Source organism: Xanthomonas sp. LF07-6 (genome assembly GCF_034105445.1).
GTDB lineage: Bacteria > Pseudomonadota > Gammaproteobacteria > Xanthomonadales > Xanthomonadaceae > Xanthomonas_A > Xanthomonas_A sontii.
Genome location: NZ_JAXGGI010000002.1, coordinates 635,010 through 653,687 on the forward strand (window position 1 = coordinate 635,010; position 18,678 = coordinate 653,687).

An 18,678-nucleotide genomic window follows, 5' to 3' on the forward strand; every position below is an offset into this window, starting at 1 on the left:
CGCGCGGAGCGAGACGTTGGCTGGGTGCACTGTGGGAGGGACTTCAGTCCCGACGCCTTTCGATCTCGGCCCCGGCAGGCTTCGTCTGCCGCGACCGCAAGACAGTCGCCACCTACAGACCAGCGCGCGTTCGCCTGACACGCGCTTGCGCACACCAGGAAGCCAACCGCCCTTGCGCGGCGCGGTATCCTACACAGATGTCTTCCCCCGCCCACGCCTTGCTCAGCCGCGTCTTCGGCTACGACCAGTTCCGCGGCCTGCAACAGGACATCGTCGAACACGTCGCCGCCGGCCACGACGCGCTGGTGCTGATGCCCACCGGCGGCGGCAAGTCGCTGTGCTACCAAATTCCCTCGCTGCTGCGCGACGGCACCGGCATCGTCATCTCGCCGCTGATCGCGCTGATGCAGGACCAGGTCGAGGCGCTGCGTCAGCTCGGCGTGCGCGCCGAATACCTCAATTCCACCCTGGACGGCGAGACCGCGCAGCGTGTCGAGCGCGACCTGCTGGCCGGCGAACTGGACCTGCTGTACGTCGCTCCCGAACGGCTGCTGACCCCGCGTTTCCTGTCGCTGATCGAGCGCAGCCGCATCGCCCTGTTCGCCATCGACGAGGCGCACTGCGTATCGCAATGGGGCCACGACTTCCGCCCCGAATACCGCCAGCTCACCGTGCTGCACGAGCGCTGGCCGCAGACCCCGCGCATCGCCCTCACCGCCACCGCCGACCCGCCGACCCAGCGCGAGATCGCCGAGCGCCTGGACCTGGCCCAGGCGCGCCATTTCGTCAGCTCCTTCGACCGCCCCAACATCCGCTACACGGTGGTGCAGAAGGACAATGCGCGGCGCCAGCTGCTGGACTTCCTGCGCGCGCACCGCGGCAGCGCCGGCATCGTCTACTGCATGTCGCGGCGCAAGGTCGAGGAGACCGCCGACTTCCTCGCCCGCGAGGGCCTGAACGCCCTGCCCTACCATGCCGGCTTGCCGGCCGAGGTGCGCGCCGACAACCAGCGCCGCTTCCTGCGCGAGGACGGCATCGTGATGTGCGCCACCATCGCCTTCGGCATGGGCATCGACAAGCCCGACGTGCGCTTCGTCGCCCACACCGACCTGCCCAAGTCGCTGGAGGGCTACTACCAGGAGACCGGCCGCGCCGGGCGCGACGGCGAGGCCGCCGAGGCCTGGCTGTGCTACGGCCTGGGCGACGTGGTGCTGCTCAAGCAGATGATCGAGCAGGGCGAGGCCGGCGAAGAACGCAAGCGCGTGGAACGGCGCAAGCTCGACCAGTTGCTGGGCTACTGCGAATCGATGCAATGCCGCCGCCAGGTGCTGCTGGCCGGCTTCGGCGAGACCTATCCGCAGCCCTGCGGCAACTGCGACAACTGCCTGCAGCCGGCCGACGCCTGGGACGCCACGGTCGCGGTGCAAAAAGCACTGAGCTGCGTGTACCGCAGCGGCCAGCGCTTCGGCGTCGGCCACCTGATCGACATCCTGCGCGGCAACGAAGGCGAGAAGATCAAGCAGTTCGGCCACGACCAGCTCAGCACCTACGGCATCGGCAAGGACCTGGACGCGCGCGCCTGGCGCGGCGTGTTCCGGCAACTGGTCGCCACCGGCCTGCTGGAAGTGGACAGCGACGCCTACGGCGGCCTGCGCCTCACCGACGCCAGCCGCCAGGTGCTCAAGGGCGAACGCAAGATCATGATGCGCCGCGAACTGCCCAGCCGCGGCCGCGAGCGCGGCGACCGCAGCGGCAGCCCGCGCACCGGCGTGCCGGTGCAGGCGCAGGACCTGCCCCTGTTCAACGCGCTGCGCGACCTCCGCGCCGGCCTGGCCAAGGAACAGAACGTGCCGGCCTTCGTGATCTTCCACGACAGCACCCTGCGCAACATCGCCGAGCAGCGTCCGAGCAGCCTGGACGAACTGGCGCGGGTCGGCGGCATCGGCGGCAGCAAGCTGGCCCGCTACGGCCAGCAACTGCTCGACGTTGTGCACGGGCAGGGCTGAAGCGCGGCACCGGCGCCTGCAGCATCGGCACGTCGCGGCGCGGCCCGCGGCGCCGACAGGCCGGGTTCAACGTGGTATTGATAGCGTCAGCGTCACGGCGGAGCGTCTGACAGGCTCCGCCGGGCCCCTCTCTTCTGGCGGATGCCCGATGAACCGCAGCCTCCTTCTCCTCGCCTGCGCCCTGCTTGCCGGCCCGGCCCTGGCCCAGACCGTCGATGCCACCAGCGACAGCGAGGCGGCCAAGCGCAAGCTCGACCTGAGCGTGCCGCAACAACCGATCACCTACGCCGATCCCGGCACCAAGGCCGATCCGCCGGGCACCTACTACGGCGATACCAGCGGCACCTCGGCCTCGGCGCAGAAGGCGGCGGCAGCGCAGGCGCGCGCCGAGGCCCTGCAGGCGCAGGCCGACCGCTGCAACGGCGACGTGCACGGCAGCGTCGCCACCGGCATCGGCTACTCCACGCATGGCGGCAACAGCAACTACCAGGCCGCCAATCTGAACCTGTGCAAGACCTCCTACACCGATGACGGCAAGCCGCGGCAGATGGGCATCAGCATCAGCGTCGGCCGCGGCGACGGCCCGGTGTTCGGCCGCGGCTATTATCCCGGCGCCTACGGCCCGCCGCCGTTCGGCTGGTAAGCACGGCGACACGAGGGCAGCGCCTAATCCGCTCCCGCCACGCTCGAATCGATGCACGTTGCGTCATCCCCCCACGGGGCGTTCCCGGTAATGCCCGTCGCGGCTGAAGCCGCTCCTACCGCGCACTTCCCGAAGTTGACAGCAGTGCCCGCCGGACTCCCAGGCTGGTCCGCACGCGGCCTGGAACTTTCCGACAGCGCGTGTCCCCCTGTTCACATCCGCAATCGCAGCATCCCGCGGTGCGCCGTGTCGTGTCGGCACCACTGAAACCGCCCGCTCCCACGCCCGCGCTCCAGCGCCCAGTCATGCAGCCATGCCCGCTGCGTCCATTGCGCGCGCGAAGCGCGCATCGACACCCCCACTCGAGAGTGCCGCCCGTCACGGTGGTGGCTACGGGATCGACCGACTTGTCGCCGCACGCGCGACCGCGACGCATCGCGTCTACAATCGCGCTGCCTTTGTCGGCATGCCGTCCGCGGCGGCGTCACGCATCGCGTGCGCGTCGCGGCCGGTCGCCCGGCATACCTCCCCTTCATGTGGCATCGCTTCCCCCGAGCTCACGCCATGTCCAACGTAGTCCGGCTGCACAGCGCCCGCGAACGCGAGCAGCGCCTGCACGATGACGTCCTCGATGCGGCCGAGCGCTGCATCGTCGAGAACGGCCTCGGCGCCACCACCTTCGAACTGATCGCCGGGACTGCCGACGTCTCCTGCAGCGCGGTACGTCGGCAGTTCGACGACAAGCGCAGCTTGGTCCAGGCGCTGATGGAACGCGGTTACGAGCGTGCGATCCGCACCATGTGGCTGCTGCAACCGCCGCCGCACCAGGACGCGACCACGTTCATCGCCGGGGCATTGGAAGACTGGCTGGTGGCCGATGCCAACCAGCGGCGGCGGCGCCTGGATCTGGAGATGGACCTGGCCGCCGCACGCGACCCCGAACTGGCGCAGTACGCGCGTCGGCTCAACGTGTCCCTGGTGCAGAACCTCGGCGACCTGCTGCGGCGCATGCTGCGCGACCACGGCTGGAGCGGCAGCGAAGCCGAATTCCAGGCCCGCGTCTACGCGGTCGCGGCGATGTGCGGCGGCCTGCACATGATGATGACCACCGGCGTGGAGCTCAACCGCATGCATCTGCAGTTGATCCTGAGCGAGAGCCTGGCCGGGATCTTCAGCACGGCGCAGGCCTGACGCCGTCGTCCGCCGCGCCCTTCGCCCTGACGCTCGTCCACCCCATCACCGAAGTGACCGGGACCCTGATGCGCCCTGCGGACACAGACGCCGGCGCTGCGCTCCTGCACGAGGCGGCATGAGGCCGAGCGGCGTCATCTGCGAAACGACGCTGACCTGATCCCCGGCAGCACTCGGCGTCGATGCACTGCTGCCGTCACAAGCAGGAGGTCGCCCTGGACGATGATCGGCGCCGGAGCAAGCGACCCACCGCGAGCGACGCTCAAGCAAGCGGCGCTGACGCGTGCATGCTCTCCGCTGCGGCACGCAGCGCCTGAGCGATGTGCTGCAGCGTCCTGGAACGGACCGCGACATGCTGCCAGTACAGCGGCACGTCGAGCCAGCGCTGCGGGTCGACGACCACGATCTGCCGCTGGCGCAACGCAGGTTCCAGCATCTGCTCCGGCGCCAGACACCAGCCCAGGCCGCGCGCGGCCGCCTCGACGAAGCCGATGGAGGTCGGCAGGTAATGGATCTGCGGGCTCAGCCGCGCGCGGGTGATGCGCCGCACGAAGCGCGCTTGCAGCGCGTCCTTGCGGTTGTAGACGATCATCGGGGCGCGGGCCAGCGCCGCCGCATCCAGGCCGTCGGCAAAATAGCGGGCGAAAAACGCCGGCGAGGCGATCGCACGGTAGCGCATCGCGCCCAGCGACAGCACATTGCAGCCCTGCAACGCCTTGCCGACGGAGGTGACGGCGCCGAGCACCGCGCCGCTGCGCACCAGCTCCAGCGTGTGGTCCTGGTCGTCCACCTGGATGTCGAACAGGTAGCCATGCGCGTCGTGCAGCGCCGCCAGCGCGTCCAGGAACCAGGTCTGCAGCGAGTCGTCATTGACGGCGATGGCGATGCTGCGTGCCACTGCACTGCTCGCAGGCGCGGGCAACAGGTCGGCCACCGCCTCGGCCTCCAGCACCTGCATCGGCCGCACGCTGCGCAGCAGGCGCTCCCCGGCGGGGGTCGGCCGGCATGGAGCCTGGCGCACGATCAGCACCTGGCCAAGCCGGTCTTCCAACGCCTTGATCCGCTGCGAGACGGCCGACGGCGTCAGCGCCAGGCGGCGCGCGGCGGCCTCGAAGCTGCCTTCTTCCAGGACGGCGGCGAAGGCGGACAGCTGGGGGTGGAGCAGATCCATGGCGGTTATGCGGATTAGAGATTCTTCAGAGCGTACAGAAAAACGAGTTTGGCTAATCACACCGACGCGTGCAGCATGCTCGCCCCATGTTCTAGAACCTCATCGCTATGTGGCTGCACGCACTGTTGGCCGGCCTCGTCGCCGGCGCCGGCCTGATCGTCGCCATCGGCGCGCAGAACGCCTTTGTGCTGCGCCAGGGACTGCAGCGTCGGCATGTCGGCCTGGTCGTGGCCGTGTGCGCCGCCAGCGACATCGCGCTGATCGTCCTCGGCGTGTCCGGCATCGGTGCCGTGGTGGACGCCTGGCCGGGCGTGCTGCAGGGATTGCGCTTCGGCGGTGCGGCCTTCCTCGGCGCCTACGCGCTACTTGCGGCACGACGCGCCTGGCGCGGCAGTGGAGGCCTGCTGGCGCACGGCGAGGATCAGCGGAGCTGGCAACGCGTCCTGCTGACCTGCCTGGCCTTCACCTTCCTCAATCCACATGTCTACCTGGACACCATGGTGCTGCTGGGCAGCCTCTCCACGCGCTACCCGGGACAACTGCGCTGGGCCTTCGCACTCGGCGCCTGCCTGGCCAGCGCGACCTGGTTCAGCAGCCTGGGCTACGGCGCGCGGCTGCTGCAACCCGTGTTCCGCAAGCCCGCTGCGTGGCGACTGCTGGATGCGGCAGTCGCGCTGTTCATGCTGGGCTTGTGCCTCGCTTTGCTCTTGCAGCCTTTGGGGTGAGCGATCGGGTACGGTGGCTGCCAACCAGTGCGATTGGCCACGCTTGCAGCTTTCGCGCAATGGTGGAAGTGAATGCAGCAAGCCGACGACCGCGCAATCCCGACAAGGAGGCAGCGCACCTCGCGTTGCATTCAGGAGTGATGTCCGAAGCTGGCGAAAAAACCGCCAAAGGCGACGCGCAACCCGCTGAGCGGAGTGGTGGGCCGTGATGGATTCGAACCATCGACCAAAAGATTAAAAGTCTTCTGCTCTACCGACTGAGCTAACGGCCCAAAACAAGACCCCGGCGTTGCACCGGGGCGCGTAGTCTACCCCAGCACGGGGCGTTTCGCGAAATCAGGCGTAGCGGGTCGGGTCGGCGACGCCGGCGTCGGCGAAGCCGGCCGCGCGCAGGCGGCAGGCATCGCAGTGGCCGCAGGCGCGGCCGGCGTCATCGGCGCGGTAGCAGGACACGGTCAGGCCGAAGTCCACGCCCAGGCGCACGCCTTCGCGCACGATGTCCGCCTTGCTCATGTGCTGCAACGGCGCATGCACGCGCAGCCCGGCACCCTCCACGCCGGCCTTGGTCGCCAGGTTGGCCAGGGCCTGGAACGCGTCGATGAACTCGGGGCGGCAATCGGGATAGCCGGAGTAGTCCACGGCGTTGACCCCACAGAAGATGTCGGCCGCGCCCAGCACCTCGGCCCAGCCCAGCGCCACCGACAGCATGATGGTGTTGCGCGCCGGCACATAGGTGACCGGGATGCCGTCGCCACCGGCGTCCGGCACCTCGATGTCGTCGGTCAGCGCCGAGCCGCCGATGCTGCGCAGGTCGACGTTGACGGTCTTGTGTGCCACCGCGCCCAGCGCCGAGGCGACGCGCGCGGCCGCATCCAGTTCGGAGGTATGGCGCTGGCCGTAGCGCACGCTCAAGGCATGCACCGCGAACCCCTGCGCACGGGCGATGGCGACGACGACGGCGGAGTCCATGCCACCGGAGAGAAGGACGACGGCGTTTTTCATCTGGGTGCCGGGAGTGGGGAGTGGGGAATGGGGAAACGGGAATGAGAAGAGCGTAGCAGTCAGGCTGGACCGGGAAGATCGAAGGTCTTCGAGAAGCGAAAGCGGATCAGGTAGAGCCACGCCTACCGCGCGGCGCTCTCCGATTCCCGTTTCCCCATTCCCGATTCCCAGCTGCGCGCCAGCGTGCAGCTACCGCCCCGGCTCGTCGTTCCACAGCAGCTTGTGCAACTGCATCTGGAACCGCACCGGCAGGCGATCGGCGACGATCCAGTCGGCCAGGTCGCGTGCGGTCAGTTCGCTCTTGCTCGGCGAGAACCAGACGGTGCAGCGCGTGTCCAGTCGGTGTTCGGCGACCACGGCGCGCGCCCATTCGTAGTCGGCGCGGCCGCACAGGACGAACTTGATCTGGTCGCGCGCGGTCAGCAGCGGCAGGTTCTCCCAGCGGTTGCGGTGCGCTTCCTGCGACGCCGGGGTCTTGATGTCGAGCACCCGCGACACCCGCGGGTCGACCTCGGCGATGTCCAGCGCGCCGGAGGTCTCCAGCGACACGTCGTAGCCGGCGTCGCACAGGCGCTGCAGCAGCTGCAGGCAGCGCTTCTGCGCCAGCGGTTCGCCGCCGGTGACGCAGACGTGGCGCACGCCGTGGCGCGCCACTTCTTCGAGAATCGCGTCGATGTCCCACCACTGCCCGCCATGGAAGGCGTAGGCGGTGTCGCAGTAGCTGCAGCGCAGCGGGCAGCCGGTCAGGCGCACGAACACGGTCGGCCAGCCGGCGCTCTCGGCTTCGCCCTGCAGCGACAGGAAGATCTCCGTCAGCTTCAGGCGGGGCAGCGGGCTTTGGACGATATCGCTGGGAACGGCGGCCATGGCGGGAGAAAAGTGCTCCCGCGACGGCGGCGGCAGCGTTAGGGGCTCAGCGCAGTTGCTGGCCGAGACGGATCGACTGCAGGCGGTCCTGCGCGGTCCGCGCGGCATCGGACCCAGGATACTTCGCGCCGACCTGCTGCAGGGTCTGCTCGGCATCCTGGACGCGGCCTTCGCCGTACTGGGACAGGCCCAGCTTGAGCAGCGCGCCCGGCGCCTTGTCGTGGGTCGGATAGCGGCCGATCAGGTCCTGGAACTGGGCCTCGGCCAACTGGAAGTTCTTGGTGGCGTAGTAGCTCTCGCCCAGCCAGTACAGCGCGTTCGGCGCATACACGCCGTTCGGGTAGGCCTGCAGGAAGTTCTGGAACAGGTTCGCCGAGTCGGCGTACTTGCCCGCCTTCAGGGCGTCGAAGGCGACGTTGTAGGCGGCCCGCTCGTCGCCGGCGGCAGCCAGGGTGCCGGCGTCGCCGTGCACCGACGGCGGCGGCTCGGCGACGGCGGATGGCTTGCCTGCGGGCGCGGCCGGCGCGACAGCCGGTGCGGCGCCATTGGCCGGCGGCAACGACGGCGTCGCCCCTGCCCCTGCACCATTCTCGAGCCGGCCCACGCGGCCATCCAGGTCCAGGTACTGGTCCTTGATTTGCTGCTTGAGCTGGTCGTTGCTGTGCTGCAGTTGTTCGATCGTGGCCTCCATCGACTGCATCTGAGTGCGCAGCTGGTTGAGCTGGTTCAGCATGTCGGTGTTGGCCTGGGTATTCATGGCCTGCTGCTCGAGCGCGGAAACGCGATCGGCCAGGCTTGCGCGCTGCGCATGAGCCGGCGCGGCGGCCACGAGGGCCGCCGCGACGATCATCGATGTAAGGACACCGATACGCATCTTTTCTTACTGCGCCGTGTAGACGATCTCGACGCGACGGTTCTGCGACCAGCAGGACTCGTTCGACTCGGTGCAGACCGGACGCTCTTCGCCGTAGCTGACCACGGTCAGCTGCGCAGCCGAGCCACCGTTGGCCTGCAGCGCCGAGGACACGGCGTTGGCACGACGCTCGCCCAGGCCCATGTTGTACTCGCGCGAACCGCGCTCGTCGGTGTTGCCCTGCAGGGTGATGCGCGAGGACGGACGGTCACGCAGGTACTTGGCGTGGCAGGCCATGATCGCCTGGAACTCCGGCTTCACGGTGTCCTTGTCCAGGTCGAAGTAGACCACGCGCTGACGCAGGCAGGAATCGGTGTCCAGGTCGCCCGGGCCGTACAGACCGGAGGTCGACGGGCCGGTCGGGACGGTGGTACCGGTGGTGCCGGTGGTGTCGGTCTGGGGCTGTTCCTTGACCTTCTTGGCGCAGCCGGCCAGAGCTGCAACGGACAACAGCGAAACAAGCAGAACGCGGGTGGTCTTGTTCATGGCGATACCTTGTGGCTCCTGGGCCGATGAGGGGTTCAACAGCGAAATATTAACACCAAACTTACATGTCAACGTGCGGTGCGATACGGCGACCAGGACGGTTCGCGCACGTCGCCATCGGCGAGCACCAGGCGCTGCCGCACGCGGGCATCGGCCGAGACCGCGTACAGCACGCCACGGCCGCCTTCACGCGCCGCATACAGCACCATGCTGGCGTTGGGGGCGAAGCTCGGCGACTCGTCCAGCGAACCGGTCGACAGCGTGCTCCAGCGCGGCGACCCCAGGCTGCGGTCCATCATCGCGATCTTGTAGGTGTTGCCGCTGCCCTGGGCCACGACCAGCTTGTTGCCGTCGAAGGACACGCTCGGGGTCGCGTTGTAGTTGCCCTGGAAGGTGATGCGGGTGGCGCTGCCGCCGGTGGCCGGCACCTGGTAGATCTGCGGGCGGCCGCTGCGGTCGGAGGTGAAGTAGATGCTGTTGCCGTCCGGCGCCCAGGTCGGCTCGGTGTCGATGCCGAAGTGGTTGGTCAGCTGGGTCAGCTGCTTGCTGCCCAGGTCCATCACGTAGATCTCCGGGTTGCCGCTGCGCGACAGCGCCAGCGCCAGCTTCTTGCCGTCCGGCGAGAACGACGGGGCGCCGTTGATGCCGCGGAAGCTGGACACCAGCTGGCGCGCACCGGTGGCGATGTCCTGGATGTAGATCGACGAGTTGCCGCGCTCGAAGCTCACGTAGGCCAGCTTCTTGCCGTCCGGGCTCCAGTTCGGCGACAGCAGCGGCTCGGCCGAGCGGACGATGGTCTGCGGGTTGTAGCCGTCGGAGTCGGCGACCATCAGCGCATAGCGCATCGCCCCGCCCTTGCCGCTGGCGGTGACGTAGGCGATGCGGGTCCAGAACGCGCCGCGCACGCCGGTGATCTTCTCGTAGATGGCGTCGGCCATCTGGTGGGCGACGTCGCGCATGGCGTTGGCGCGGGCGGTCATGGCCAGGCCGAGCATGCGCTCGCCCTTGCCCACGTCGAACAGTTCGTACTCGACGCGATAGGCGCCTTCGCCGGCGTCCATCACCCGGCCGACGACCAGGTAGCTCTGCTTCAGCGCACGCCAGGTGGCGAACTGCACCTCGCTGCCGCGGGTCGGGCGCTCCACGATCTGCGACTCGGGCAGGTTGCGGAACTGGCCGGAGCGATCCAGGTCGGCGCGAACCACCGCGGCGACGTCGGTGCTCGGCGGGGTCGCCGATCCCTGGTACGGCATCGGCACGACGGTGATCGGGGTCGCCGAGGCATTGCCGCCGACGATGTCGATTTCCAGGCCCTTGTCCTGCGCGGACGCGGCGAGAGGCAGCAACAGGGCGGTGAGAACGGCAAGCCAGCGCGGCAGTTTCTTCATGGGTCGCTCAGCAGGATCGGAAAGGCGCAAGAGATAGCAATGCGCGGGTGAACGTATTCGCAATCATGAACCATCGCCATGTGAAGCCGATGGCAGGACGCAGCACATTATCGCCCATCGCATGTCGGGTGGATGGCGGGGGCGCGCAACGCGGCGCCAGCCGCCGGGCTCATTGGTCCTGGGCGGTGAAGTTGAAGGTCAGGTTGCGCGCGAACACGGTCTCGAAGCCACGGTAGGGCAACGGCTGGGCGCGCAGCACCGCGGCTTCGATCGAGCGGCGACCGGCCTCGTCGTAGGGACAGTCGGGGCTGACCTTGGCCTGCATGACCTGGCCACCTGGGATCTGGGTGATCGAGATCTTGCACTTCTGCCCCAGCGGCACCGAGTCCGGGCGCACCCACTGGCTCAGCACCGCCTGCTGGATCGCGGCGGCGTACTTGGCCTGCAGGTCGGTATTGGTGCCGTTCTGGCCCGGCGCCTGCTGCGGCGTGGTGGCCGCGGCCGCCGACGCCTTCTTGGCGTTCAGGTCGGCGATCTGCTGCAGCTTCTGCTGCGCCAGTTGGGCCTCGCGCTCCAGCTTCTCGCGCTGCTTGCGGATGTCGGCGATCTTCTTCTGCCGCTCCTCTTCCTGCTGCGCGGCAAGGCGCTGCTTCTGCTCGGCCTCCTGCTGGCGCTTCTGCTCGGTCAGGTCGATCTGTTCCTGGCGGCGCTTGGCCTCCTGCTCCTGCTTCTCCTTTTCCTGGGAGATCGCGGTGCGGGTGGCGCGGTCCTGGTCGACCTTGTCGGGCACCGGGACGAAGTCCTGCGCCTTCTGCTGCTGCGGGGTCGGCGCCTGCTGCGGCTTGGGCGTGGGCAGCGGCTGCGGCGGCGGCACCGTGTCCTCTTCGGCGACGTCCTTGACCGGTTCGGGCAGCGGCTCGGGCAAGGGCTTGGGCGCGTCCTTCACCGCCTTCTGCGCCGAGCGCACGTCGGCGGCCGAGACCACCAGCGAGGCCTCGACCATGGGCGAACCGGCGGCCGGTTCGACCTGGCGCACCGGCGACCACCACCAGGCCAGGAAGAACAGCAGTGCGATCAGCACGTGCACCAGCAACGCCAGGGCGACCCCGAAGATCAGTCCCTTGTCGTCGCCGCGCTGCTGCGGCGGGCGGGAATCGGCTTCAGCGTGCATTGTTTCCGGGCTGACTCATCAAGCCGACCTTGGGCACCCCGGCCTGCTGCAGCATGACCATGGTGTCCATGACCAGTTGGTAGTTCGAGGTGCCGGGCGCGGCAACGAACACCGGCACGTCCTTGTTCTGGCCGACGAAGGCCTGGATCTTGGCCTTCAGCTCCGGCGCTGCGATCTTCTCCGGCTTGCCGTCCTGCAGGGTCAGCGTGTAACGGCCTTCGGCATCGACGGTGACGATCACCGGATCCTTCTTGCTCTCCACCGAGCGCGCGGTGGAATCGGGCAGGTCCACGTCCACGCTCAGGCTGAGCAAGGGCGCGGTGACCATGAAGATGATCAGCAGCACCAGCATCACGTCGATGTACGGCACGACGTTGATCTCGGACTTGAGCTTGCGGCGCTTGCGGCGGGAAATGGCGGCAGTCATGCGGGAATCCTGGGAGTCGTGGACAGGCGGGCGACGCTCAGTCGCCGCTGGCCTGGCGCTGCAGGATGGAGCTGAACTCTTCGGAGAAGGTCTCGAAGCGCACGGCCAGGCGCTCGACCCGGGTGGTGAAGCGGTTGTAGGCCCACACCGCCGGGATCGCCACGAACAGGCCGATGGCGGTGGCGAACAGCGCCTCGGAGATGCCCGGCGCGACCGCGGCGATGCCCGCCTGCTGGCCGCTGTTGATCATGTCGTGCATGGTCACCATGATGCCGAACACGGTGCCGACCAGGCCCACGTAGGGTGCGGTCGAGCCGATGTTGGCGAGCAGTTCCAGGTTGCGCTCCAGGCGGTCGACCTCGCGCGCGTAGGTGGCGCGCATCGCCCGCTGCGCGCCTTCCAGCTGGATGCGTGCGTCGAGCCGGCGCTTGTCGCGCAGGCGGGTGAATTCGCGGAACCCGGCCTCGAAGATCGCCTCCAGCCCGCCGACCACGCGGTTGCGGTCGGTGGCGCCGGCGTAGAGCTTGCTCAGGTCGGTGCCGGACCAGAAGCGGTTCTCGAAGTCGTCGGCCTCGCGGTTGGCGTCCTTGAACACCTTGCCCTTGCGGAAGATGATGACCCAGCTGATCAGCGAGCCGAGCAGCAGCAGCAGCACGATCACCTTGACCGGCAGGCTGGCCTTGACCATCAGGTCCAGGTAGTTGATGCCGCCATGGGCGGCGGTGCTGGCGACGGCCTGGGTGGCGGTCTGGGTCACGTCCTGCGGCAGCGCCTCCACCACCGTGTCCTGCAGGGCCAGGAGCAATGCGATCATCCGTCGTTCCTCAGTAATTCGGCTTCAGTGATTTCAAGAACTTTCAATGCATCGTGCAGCGCGTCGTCCATGCCGCGCGGGCGGAAGCTGTCGGCGCTGAGCGCGGCCACCCGCACCTGCGCGCGCAACAGCAGCTCCCCGTCGTCGCGGCGGATCGACTGCGCGAACACCAGGCTGGCGCGCTTGCATTGCGACAGCGCGACGCCGACCTGCAGGGAATCGTCCAGGCGTGCCGGGCGCAGGAAGTCGAGTTGCATCGCGCGCACCGCGAACACCAGATCGTGTTGCAGGCGCAGACGCTCCTGACCATACCCCAGCGCCCGCAACCACTCCGTGCGCGCCCGCTCCAGGAAGGCCACATAGCGCGCGTGGTAGACCACGCCACCGGCGTCGGTATCTTCCCAGTAGACGCGTGTCGGCCAACTGAATAGCCGGGAATCGGGAACGGGGAATGGGGAATCGGCAGTCAAGAGCGGCGCTCCTGTCGATAGCTAGGTAACCAGAACATCCTAGAACAGCGCCCCCGATTCCCCACTCCCGATTCCCAATTCCCGGCTCTTGGGCTGCAAGCCCAGGTGCAGATAGGCCTTGTTGGTGGCCATGCGGCCGCGGGCGGTGCGGATCAGGTAGCCCTGCTGGATCAGGTAGGGCTCGATCACGTCTTCCAGGGTCCCGCGCTCCTCGGACAGGGAGGCGGCCAGCGACTCGACGCCGACCGGGCCGCCGTCGAAGTACTCGATGATGGTGCGCAGCATGCGCCGGTCCAGCTCGTCGAAGCCCTCGGCGTCGACCTTGAGCATCTGCGTGGCGGCCTGCGCCACGGCCAGGTCGATCTGCCCGCCGGCGCGGACCTGGGCGAAGTCGCGGACCCGCCGCAGCAGGCGGTTGGCGATGCGCGGGGTGCCGCGCGCGCGGCGCGCGATCTCGGCGCAGCCGTCGGCGTTGCAGGCGATGCCGAGGATGCTGGCGGAGCGGCGCACGATCTGCGCCAGCTCGTCCGGGGTGTAGAAGGCCAGGCGCTGGACGATGCCGAAGCGGTCGCGCAAGGGCGCGGTCAGCAGGCCGGCACGGGTGGTGGCGCCGATCAGGGTGAACGGCGGCAGATCGATCTTGATCGAGCGCGCGGCCGGGCCCTCGCCGATCATGATGTCGATCTGGAAGTCTTCCATCGCCGGGTACAGCACTTCCTCGACCACCGGCGACAGGCGATGGATCTCGTCGATGAACAACACGTCGTGCGGCTGCAGGTTGGTCAGCAGCGCGGCCAGGTCGCCGGCCTTCTCGATCACCGGGCCGGAGGTGACCCGCAGATTGACCCCCAGCTCGTTGGCGATGACGTGGCTGAGCGTGGTCTTGCCCAGGCCCGGCGGCCCGAAGATCAGCACATGGTCCATCGCCTCCCCGCGCGCCTTGGCCGCCTCGATGTAGATCGACAGCTGCTCGCGCACCGGCTGCTGGCCGAGATAGTCGTCCAGCCGCTTGGGGCGGATGCTGGCCTCGGCCGCGTCATCCTCGCGGGTGGCGCTGCTGGCGATGATGCGGTCCATGGAAAGCCGGGATTGGGGAATCGGGAATGGGGAATCGAGCGGACAATAGTAGCGGTTGGCGGCACGGCTGGCGCTTACTTTGATGGTCGCCGCCTGGTTTCAGGCCAGACGCCGCGGCCGTTGCCTTTCCCTGTTCCCCATTCCCGCCTCCCCATTCCCGCCTCCCCATTCCCAAGGCCGCGACACCGTCGCGGCCTCAGATCTCCACCTGCGCGCCCAGTTCCACCAGGCGGTTGCCGGGGATGCGGAAGAAGCCGGTGGCGGGGGCGGCGTTGCGGTGCATGACCGCGAACAGCTTGTCGCGCCAGATCGGCATGCCGCGGTTGGCGCTGGCCACGATGGTCTCGCGGCTGGCGAAATAGGTGGTGTCCATGGGGTCGAAGTAGATCCCGCCCTGGTCGCAGGAGCGCATCAGCGCCAGCGGCACGTCCGGGGTCTCCATGAAGCCGAAGCGCACGTAGACGCGATAGAACTCGTCGCCGATCGCGTCGATCTTCAGCCGCTGCCCGGCCGCCGCGTACGGCACCTGCAGGGTTTCGACGGTCAGGAACACGTTGCGCTCGTGCAGCACCTTGTTGTGCTTGAGGTTGTGCATCAGCGCGTGCGGCACCACCATCGGGTCGGCGGTCAGGAACACCGCGGTGCCGGGCACGCGCACCGGCGGCGCCAGCATCAGCCCGGGCAGGAAGGTGTCGAGCTTGATGCCGTCCTTGCGGATCTCGTCGTGCAGCAGCTTGCGGCCGCGGCGCCAGGTGCGCATCAGGGTGAACAGGATCAGGCCCAGCAGCAGCGGGAACCAGGCGCCGTCCAGGAACTTGATGATGTTGGCGTAGAAGAACGCGCAGTCCACGGCCAGGAACACCAGCGCGAACAGCCACAGCAGCGGCGCCGGCACGCGCGGGTTGGCGCGCGCGTAGATGACCATCAGCACGGTGGTGATCAGCATGGTGCCGGTGACCGAGACGCCGTACGCGGTGGCCAGCGAGGTGGAGTCGCCGAAGCCGATCACCGCCACCACCACCAACGCCAGCAGGCACCAGTTCACCGCCGGCACGTAGATCTGGCCGATCGTGGAGTGCGAGGTGTGGCGGATGTGCATGCGCGGGATGTAGCCCAGCTGCATGGCCTGGCTGGCCACCGAGTAGGCGCCGGTGATCAGCGCCTGCGAGGCGATCACCGTGGCCGCGGTGGCCAGCACGATCATCGGGTACAGCGCCCACTCCGGCACCGCCTCGTAGAACGGGTTGCTGACTGCCGCAGGATCGCGCAGCACCAGCGCGCCCTGCCCCAGGTAGGTCAGGGTCAGCATCGGCAGCACCACGCACTGCCACGAGCGGCGGATCGCCTTGGCGCCGAAATGGCCCATGTCCGCGTACAGCGCCTCGCCGCCGGTCACCGCCAGCACCACCGCACCGAGCACGAACACCGCGTGCCAGTTGTGTTCGGCGAAGAAGCGCACGCCCCACCACGGGTTCAGCGCGTGCAGCACTTCCGGCGCGCGGGTCATGTTGTAGACGCCGATCGCGCCCAGGGCCACGAACCAGACCAGGGTGATCGGCCCGAACGCCTTGCCCACCCGCTCGGTGCCGTAGCGCTGGGCCATGAACAGCATGCCCAGCACCACCAGGGTGATCGGCACCACGAACGGCTCCAGCTTGGGCGCGGCCACCTCCAGGCCTTCCACCGCCGACAGCACCGAGATGGCCGGGGTGATCACGCCGTCGCCGAAGAACAGCGAGGCGCCGAAGATGCCGAGGATGCCGACCACGTACATCGAGCGCGAGCCGCCCGGCAGGGTCCGCTGGGCCAGCGCGGTCAGCGCCATGATGCCGCCCTCGCCATCGTTGTCGGCGCGCATGATCACGGTGACGTACTTGACCGTGACCACCAGCATCAGCGCCCAGAACACCAGCGACAGGATGCCCAGCACGGTGTCGTGGTCCGGGGTCAGCCCGTAGTGCGGCGAGAACGCTTCCTTGAGCGTGTACAGCGGACTGGTGCCGATGTCGCCGAAGACCACGCCGATGGCGGTCAGCATCACCCCAAAGCCCGTCTTGGCGTGCGGATCGTGGCTGCCCGGGCGGGCGGCGGAACTGGAGGAGCTGGACATGGTGGGAAGAGTAGCGCCAGAACGTGAAGAAAGAGCGGGGAGCCGAGCCGACCCGAGGTCAGCGCAGCGCCGCCTGCAGGGCCTTGCGGATCACCGTGGCGACCTCGTCGCCGTCGGCGGCGGCGTCGCGCGCCATCTTCGCCGCCTCGGCCGGCTTGTAGCCGAGCTGTTGCAGGGCCACCGTGGCCTCGGAGACCGCGTCGGTACCCAGTTGCCCGGTCACCGGCGCGCCGCCGCTGAAGTCGGCCGCGCGGTCGCGTAGTTCCACCACCATGCGCTCGGCGGTCTTCTTGCCGATACCGGGGATGCGGGTCAGCGCGGTGACGTCGGCGGCGGTGATCAGCCGCGCGAACTCGTCGACGCTGACCCCGGACAGCACCGCCAGCGCGATCTTCGCGCCGATCCCGCTGACCCGCTGCACATCCCGGAACAGCCGCCGCTCGCCCTCGCGCAGGAAGCCGTACAGCGACACGCTGTCCTCCTTCTGCGCATAGTGGGTGAACAGGATCACGTCGCGGCCGACATCGGGCAGGTCGTAGAAGGTGCTCATCGGCGCCTCCAGCTCATAGCCCACCCCGCCCACGTCGATCACCAGCCACGGCGGCTGCTTGTAGGCCAGGATCCCGCGCAGACGGCCGATCATTGGGCGCCTCCTTGGAGGCGCCGGGATTGGGGATTGGGGATTCGGGATTGGCAACAGCCGCGCGCATGCTCGCCGGCTCCGCTTTGGCGAATCCCCAATCCCGAATCCCGAATCCCAGCTCCACTCATTTTCTGCTCCAAGCCTGCTGCGTGCTGACGCCCAGGCGCTGCGCGGTGGCGCGCACGTGGGCATGGGTGATGGCGACGGCCAGCGCGTCGGCGGCGTCGGCCTGAAGTTTGCCGGTCAGGCTCAGCATGAGACCGACCATGTGTTGCACCTGCTGCTTCTCCGCCGCGCCCTTGCCGACCACGGCGAGCTTGATCTCTTTCGCCGCGTACTCGTGCACCGGCAGTTCGCGCAGCACCGCCGCGCAGATCGCCGCGCCGCGGGCATGGCCGAGCTTCAGTGCCGCGTCGGCGCTCTTGCCCATGAACACGCGTTCGATCGCCACTTCCTGCGGCCGGTACTCCTCGATCAGCGCGTCCAGCCCGTGCAGCAGGCGCTTGAGCCGCAGCGCGAAGTCGCCCTCGCCCAGCAGTACCAGCGGCGCGTGGTGCACGTGCCGGGTACGGCCGGCCGCGTCCACGTCGATGATGCCCACGCCGGTGCGCTGCGAGCCGGGGTCGATGCCGAGGATGCGGGTGGTGCCGGGACCCGGGACCCGGGACCCGGGACTCGTGGAAGCGTCGGTCGCCCGAGCGGCAATGCTCCGTGCGGCCACCGACGCCGGCAATGGTCCCGGCAGCGGCGAAGCGCCCTTTCGGGTCCCGGGTCCCGGGCCCCGGGCCCCGGCGGTCATGGTGTCAGCCTCCGTCACTCAGGGCGGCCTGGTCGACGTTGGAATAGACGTTCTGCACGTCGTCCAGGTCTTCCAGCATGTCCAGCAGCTTGCGCACCTGCACCGCGGTGTCGCCGTCCACGGCGATGTCGTTGTCGGCGCGGAAGGTGATTTCGGCGTGGTCGGCGGCCAGACCGGCCGCGTCCATGGCGTCCTTGACCGCCTGGAACGCCTCCGGCGCGGTCAGCACGTCGATCGCGCCGTCCTCGGGGTAGACCACGATGTCGTCGGCGCCGGCCTCGATCGCCGCCTCGGTGATCTTCTCCTCGTCAGCGCCGGCGGCGAAGCTGAGCACGCCCAGGCGCTTGAACATGAAGGCCACCGAGCCGTCGGTGCCCATGTTGCCGCCGCACTTGCTGAAGGCATGGCGCACGTCGGCCACGGTGCGCACGCGATTGTCGGTCAGGCAGTCCACGATCACCGCCACCCCGCCCGGGGCGTAGCCCTCGTAGCGCACTTCCTCGTACTCCACGCCTTCCAGTTCGCCGGTGGCCTTCTTGATCGCGCGCTCGATCACGTCCTTGGACATGTTCGAGGCCAGCCCCTTGTCCATCGCCACGCGCAGCCGCGGGTTGTTGGACGGATCGCCGCCGCCGGCGCGCGCGGCGACGCCGATCTCGCGGATGATCTTGGTGAAAATCTTGCCGCGCTTCGCATCGGATGCGTTCTTGCGGGCTTCGATCGAGGGGCCTCTACCCATGGGGCGTTCCGGACAGTTGTAAGGACAAGACGCGGA

The 18,678-nt window shown here is 68.6% G+C and carries 19 protein-coding genes and 1 tRNA gene; 4 read left to right on the forward strand and 16 right to left on the reverse strand.

Going from position 1 to position 18,678, the window contains the following annotated elements; all coding sequences use genetic code 11:
- The first annotated feature begins 197 nt into the window (after positions 1-197).
- The 3 genes from recQ (at position 198) to SLW56_RS07245 (ending at position 3,840) form a co-directional block, all read left to right on the forward strand.
- On the forward strand, positions 198-2,006 hold the full coding sequence (gene recQ, locus SLW56_RS07235; RefSeq protein ID WP_043091807.1) for a DNA helicase RecQ: 1,809 nt from the start codon (positions 198-200) through the stop codon (positions 2,004-2,006).
- A gap of 148 nt (positions 2,007-2,154) precedes the next feature.
- Positions 2,155-2,649 (forward strand): hypothetical protein, encoded by a 495-nt coding sequence (locus SLW56_RS07240; RefSeq protein WP_267101979.1) that lies wholly within the window; start codon positions 2,155-2,157, stop codon positions 2,647-2,649.
- A gap of 564 nt (positions 2,650-3,213) precedes the next feature.
- Positions 3,214-3,840, forward strand: coding sequence for a TetR/AcrR family transcriptional regulator (locus SLW56_RS07245; RefSeq protein ID WP_017908754.1), 627 nt, complete (start codon positions 3,214-3,216; stop codon positions 3,838-3,840).
- Between the two features lie 262 nt (positions 3,841-4,102).
- Here SLW56_RS07245 and SLW56_RS07250 read toward each other — a convergent pair whose 3' ends face one another.
- Positions 4,103-5,011: a LysR family transcriptional regulator ArgP gene (locus SLW56_RS07250; RefSeq protein WP_320694567.1), complete on the reverse strand. Its 909-nt coding sequence runs from the start codon at positions 5,009-5,011 to the stop codon at positions 4,103-4,105.
- 107 nt (positions 5,012-5,118) lie between these two features.
- On the opposite strand from SLW56_RS07250, the gene SLW56_RS07255 reads away from it, so the two are divergent.
- Positions 5,119-5,736 (forward strand): LysE/ArgO family amino acid transporter, encoded by a 618-nt coding sequence (locus SLW56_RS07255; protein WP_295930367.1) that lies wholly within the window; start codon positions 5,119-5,121, stop codon positions 5,734-5,736.
- A gap of 196 nt (positions 5,737-5,932) precedes the next feature.
- On the opposite strand, the gene SLW56_RS07260 is transcribed toward SLW56_RS07255, so the two are convergent.
- The 15 genes from SLW56_RS07260 to SLW56_RS07330 form a co-directional block, all read right to left on the reverse strand.
- Positions 5,933-6,008 (reverse strand) — tRNA-Lys (locus SLW56_RS07260).
- Positions 6,009-6,072: 64 nt separating this feature from the next.
- Complete coding sequence (gene queC / locus SLW56_RS07265) at positions 6,073-6,738, reverse strand: 7-cyano-7-deazaguanine synthase QueC (protein ID WP_295910351.1); 666 nt, start codon at positions 6,736-6,738, stop codon at positions 6,073-6,075.
- 189 nt (positions 6,739-6,927) lie between these two features.
- Entirely contained in the window at positions 6,928-7,605 is a 678-nt protein-coding gene (gene queE, locus SLW56_RS07270; RefSeq protein WP_043091803.1) for a 7-carboxy-7-deazaguanine synthase QueE, read from the reverse strand.
- Between the two features lie 46 nt (positions 7,606-7,651).
- The gene (gene ybgF / locus SLW56_RS07275) at positions 7,652-8,479 is read right to left on the reverse strand and encodes a tol-pal system protein YbgF (protein WP_209245944.1); all 828 of its coding nucleotides are present in this window, start codon (positions 8,477-8,479) and stop codon (positions 7,652-7,654) included.
- A 6-nt stretch (positions 8,480-8,485) separates the two neighbouring features.
- Complete coding sequence (gene pal / locus SLW56_RS07280) at positions 8,486-9,004, reverse strand: peptidoglycan-associated lipoprotein Pal (protein ID WP_152244871.1); 519 nt, start codon at positions 9,002-9,004, stop codon at positions 8,486-8,488.
- A gap of 68 nt (positions 9,005-9,072) precedes the next feature.
- A complete protein-coding gene (gene tolB / locus SLW56_RS07285; RefSeq protein ID WP_010344310.1) occupies positions 9,073-10,392 on the reverse strand; it encodes a Tol-Pal system beta propeller repeat protein TolB in 1,320 nt (439 codons plus the stop codon).
- A gap of 169 nt (positions 10,393-10,561) precedes the next feature.
- On the reverse strand, positions 10,562-11,563 hold the full coding sequence (gene tolA / locus SLW56_RS07290; RefSeq protein ID WP_152244869.1) for a cell envelope integrity protein TolA: 1,002 nt from the start codon (positions 11,561-11,563) through the stop codon (positions 10,562-10,564).
- Positions 11,553-11,990, reverse strand: a complete 438-nt coding sequence (tolR, locus tag SLW56_RS07295) for a protein TolR (protein WP_017907449.1) — start codon at positions 11,988-11,990, stop codon at positions 11,553-11,555. Before tolR ends, tolA begins: the two co-directional genes overlap by 11 nt.
- A gap of 37 nt (positions 11,991-12,027) precedes the next feature.
- Positions 12,028-12,804 carry a protein TolQ gene (tolQ, locus tag SLW56_RS07300; protein ID WP_017907448.1) on the reverse strand — a complete coding sequence of 259 codons (777 nt, stop codon included), beginning with the start codon at positions 12,802-12,804 and terminating at the stop codon, positions 12,028-12,030.
- A complete protein-coding gene (ybgC, locus tag SLW56_RS07305; protein ID WP_267083685.1) occupies positions 12,801-13,274 on the reverse strand; it encodes a tol-pal system-associated acyl-CoA thioesterase in 474 nt (157 codons plus the stop codon). Before ybgC ends, tolQ begins: the two co-directional genes overlap by 4 nt.
- A gap of 39 nt (positions 13,275-13,313) precedes the next feature.
- Entirely contained in the window at positions 13,314-14,351 is a 1,038-nt protein-coding gene (gene ruvB / locus SLW56_RS07310; RefSeq protein ID WP_267122147.1) for a Holliday junction branch migration DNA helicase RuvB, read from the reverse strand.
- Positions 14,352-14,547: 196 nt separating this feature from the next.
- Positions 14,548-16,389 carry a potassium transporter Kup gene (locus SLW56_RS07315; RefSeq protein ID WP_225851637.1) on the reverse strand — a complete coding sequence of 614 codons (1,842 nt, stop codon included), beginning with the start codon at positions 16,387-16,389 and terminating at the stop codon, positions 14,548-14,550.
- Positions 16,390-16,519: 130 nt separating this feature from the next.
- Positions 16,520-17,104 carry a Holliday junction branch migration protein RuvA gene (gene ruvA / locus SLW56_RS07320; RefSeq protein WP_010344317.1) on the reverse strand — a complete coding sequence of 195 codons (585 nt, stop codon included), beginning with the start codon at positions 17,102-17,104 and terminating at the stop codon, positions 16,520-16,522.
- Between the two features lie 124 nt (positions 17,105-17,228).
- On the reverse strand, positions 17,229-17,741 hold the full coding sequence (gene ruvC / locus SLW56_RS07325; protein ID WP_081613235.1) for a crossover junction endodeoxyribonuclease RuvC: 513 nt from the start codon (positions 17,739-17,741) through the stop codon (positions 17,229-17,231).
- Between the two features lie 166 nt (positions 17,742-17,907).
- Positions 17,908-18,642, reverse strand: coding sequence for a YebC/PmpR family DNA-binding transcriptional regulator (locus tag SLW56_RS07330; RefSeq protein ID WP_010344319.1), 735 nt, complete (start codon positions 18,640-18,642; stop codon positions 17,908-17,910).
- Between the last annotated feature and the right edge of the window lie 36 nt (positions 18,643-18,678).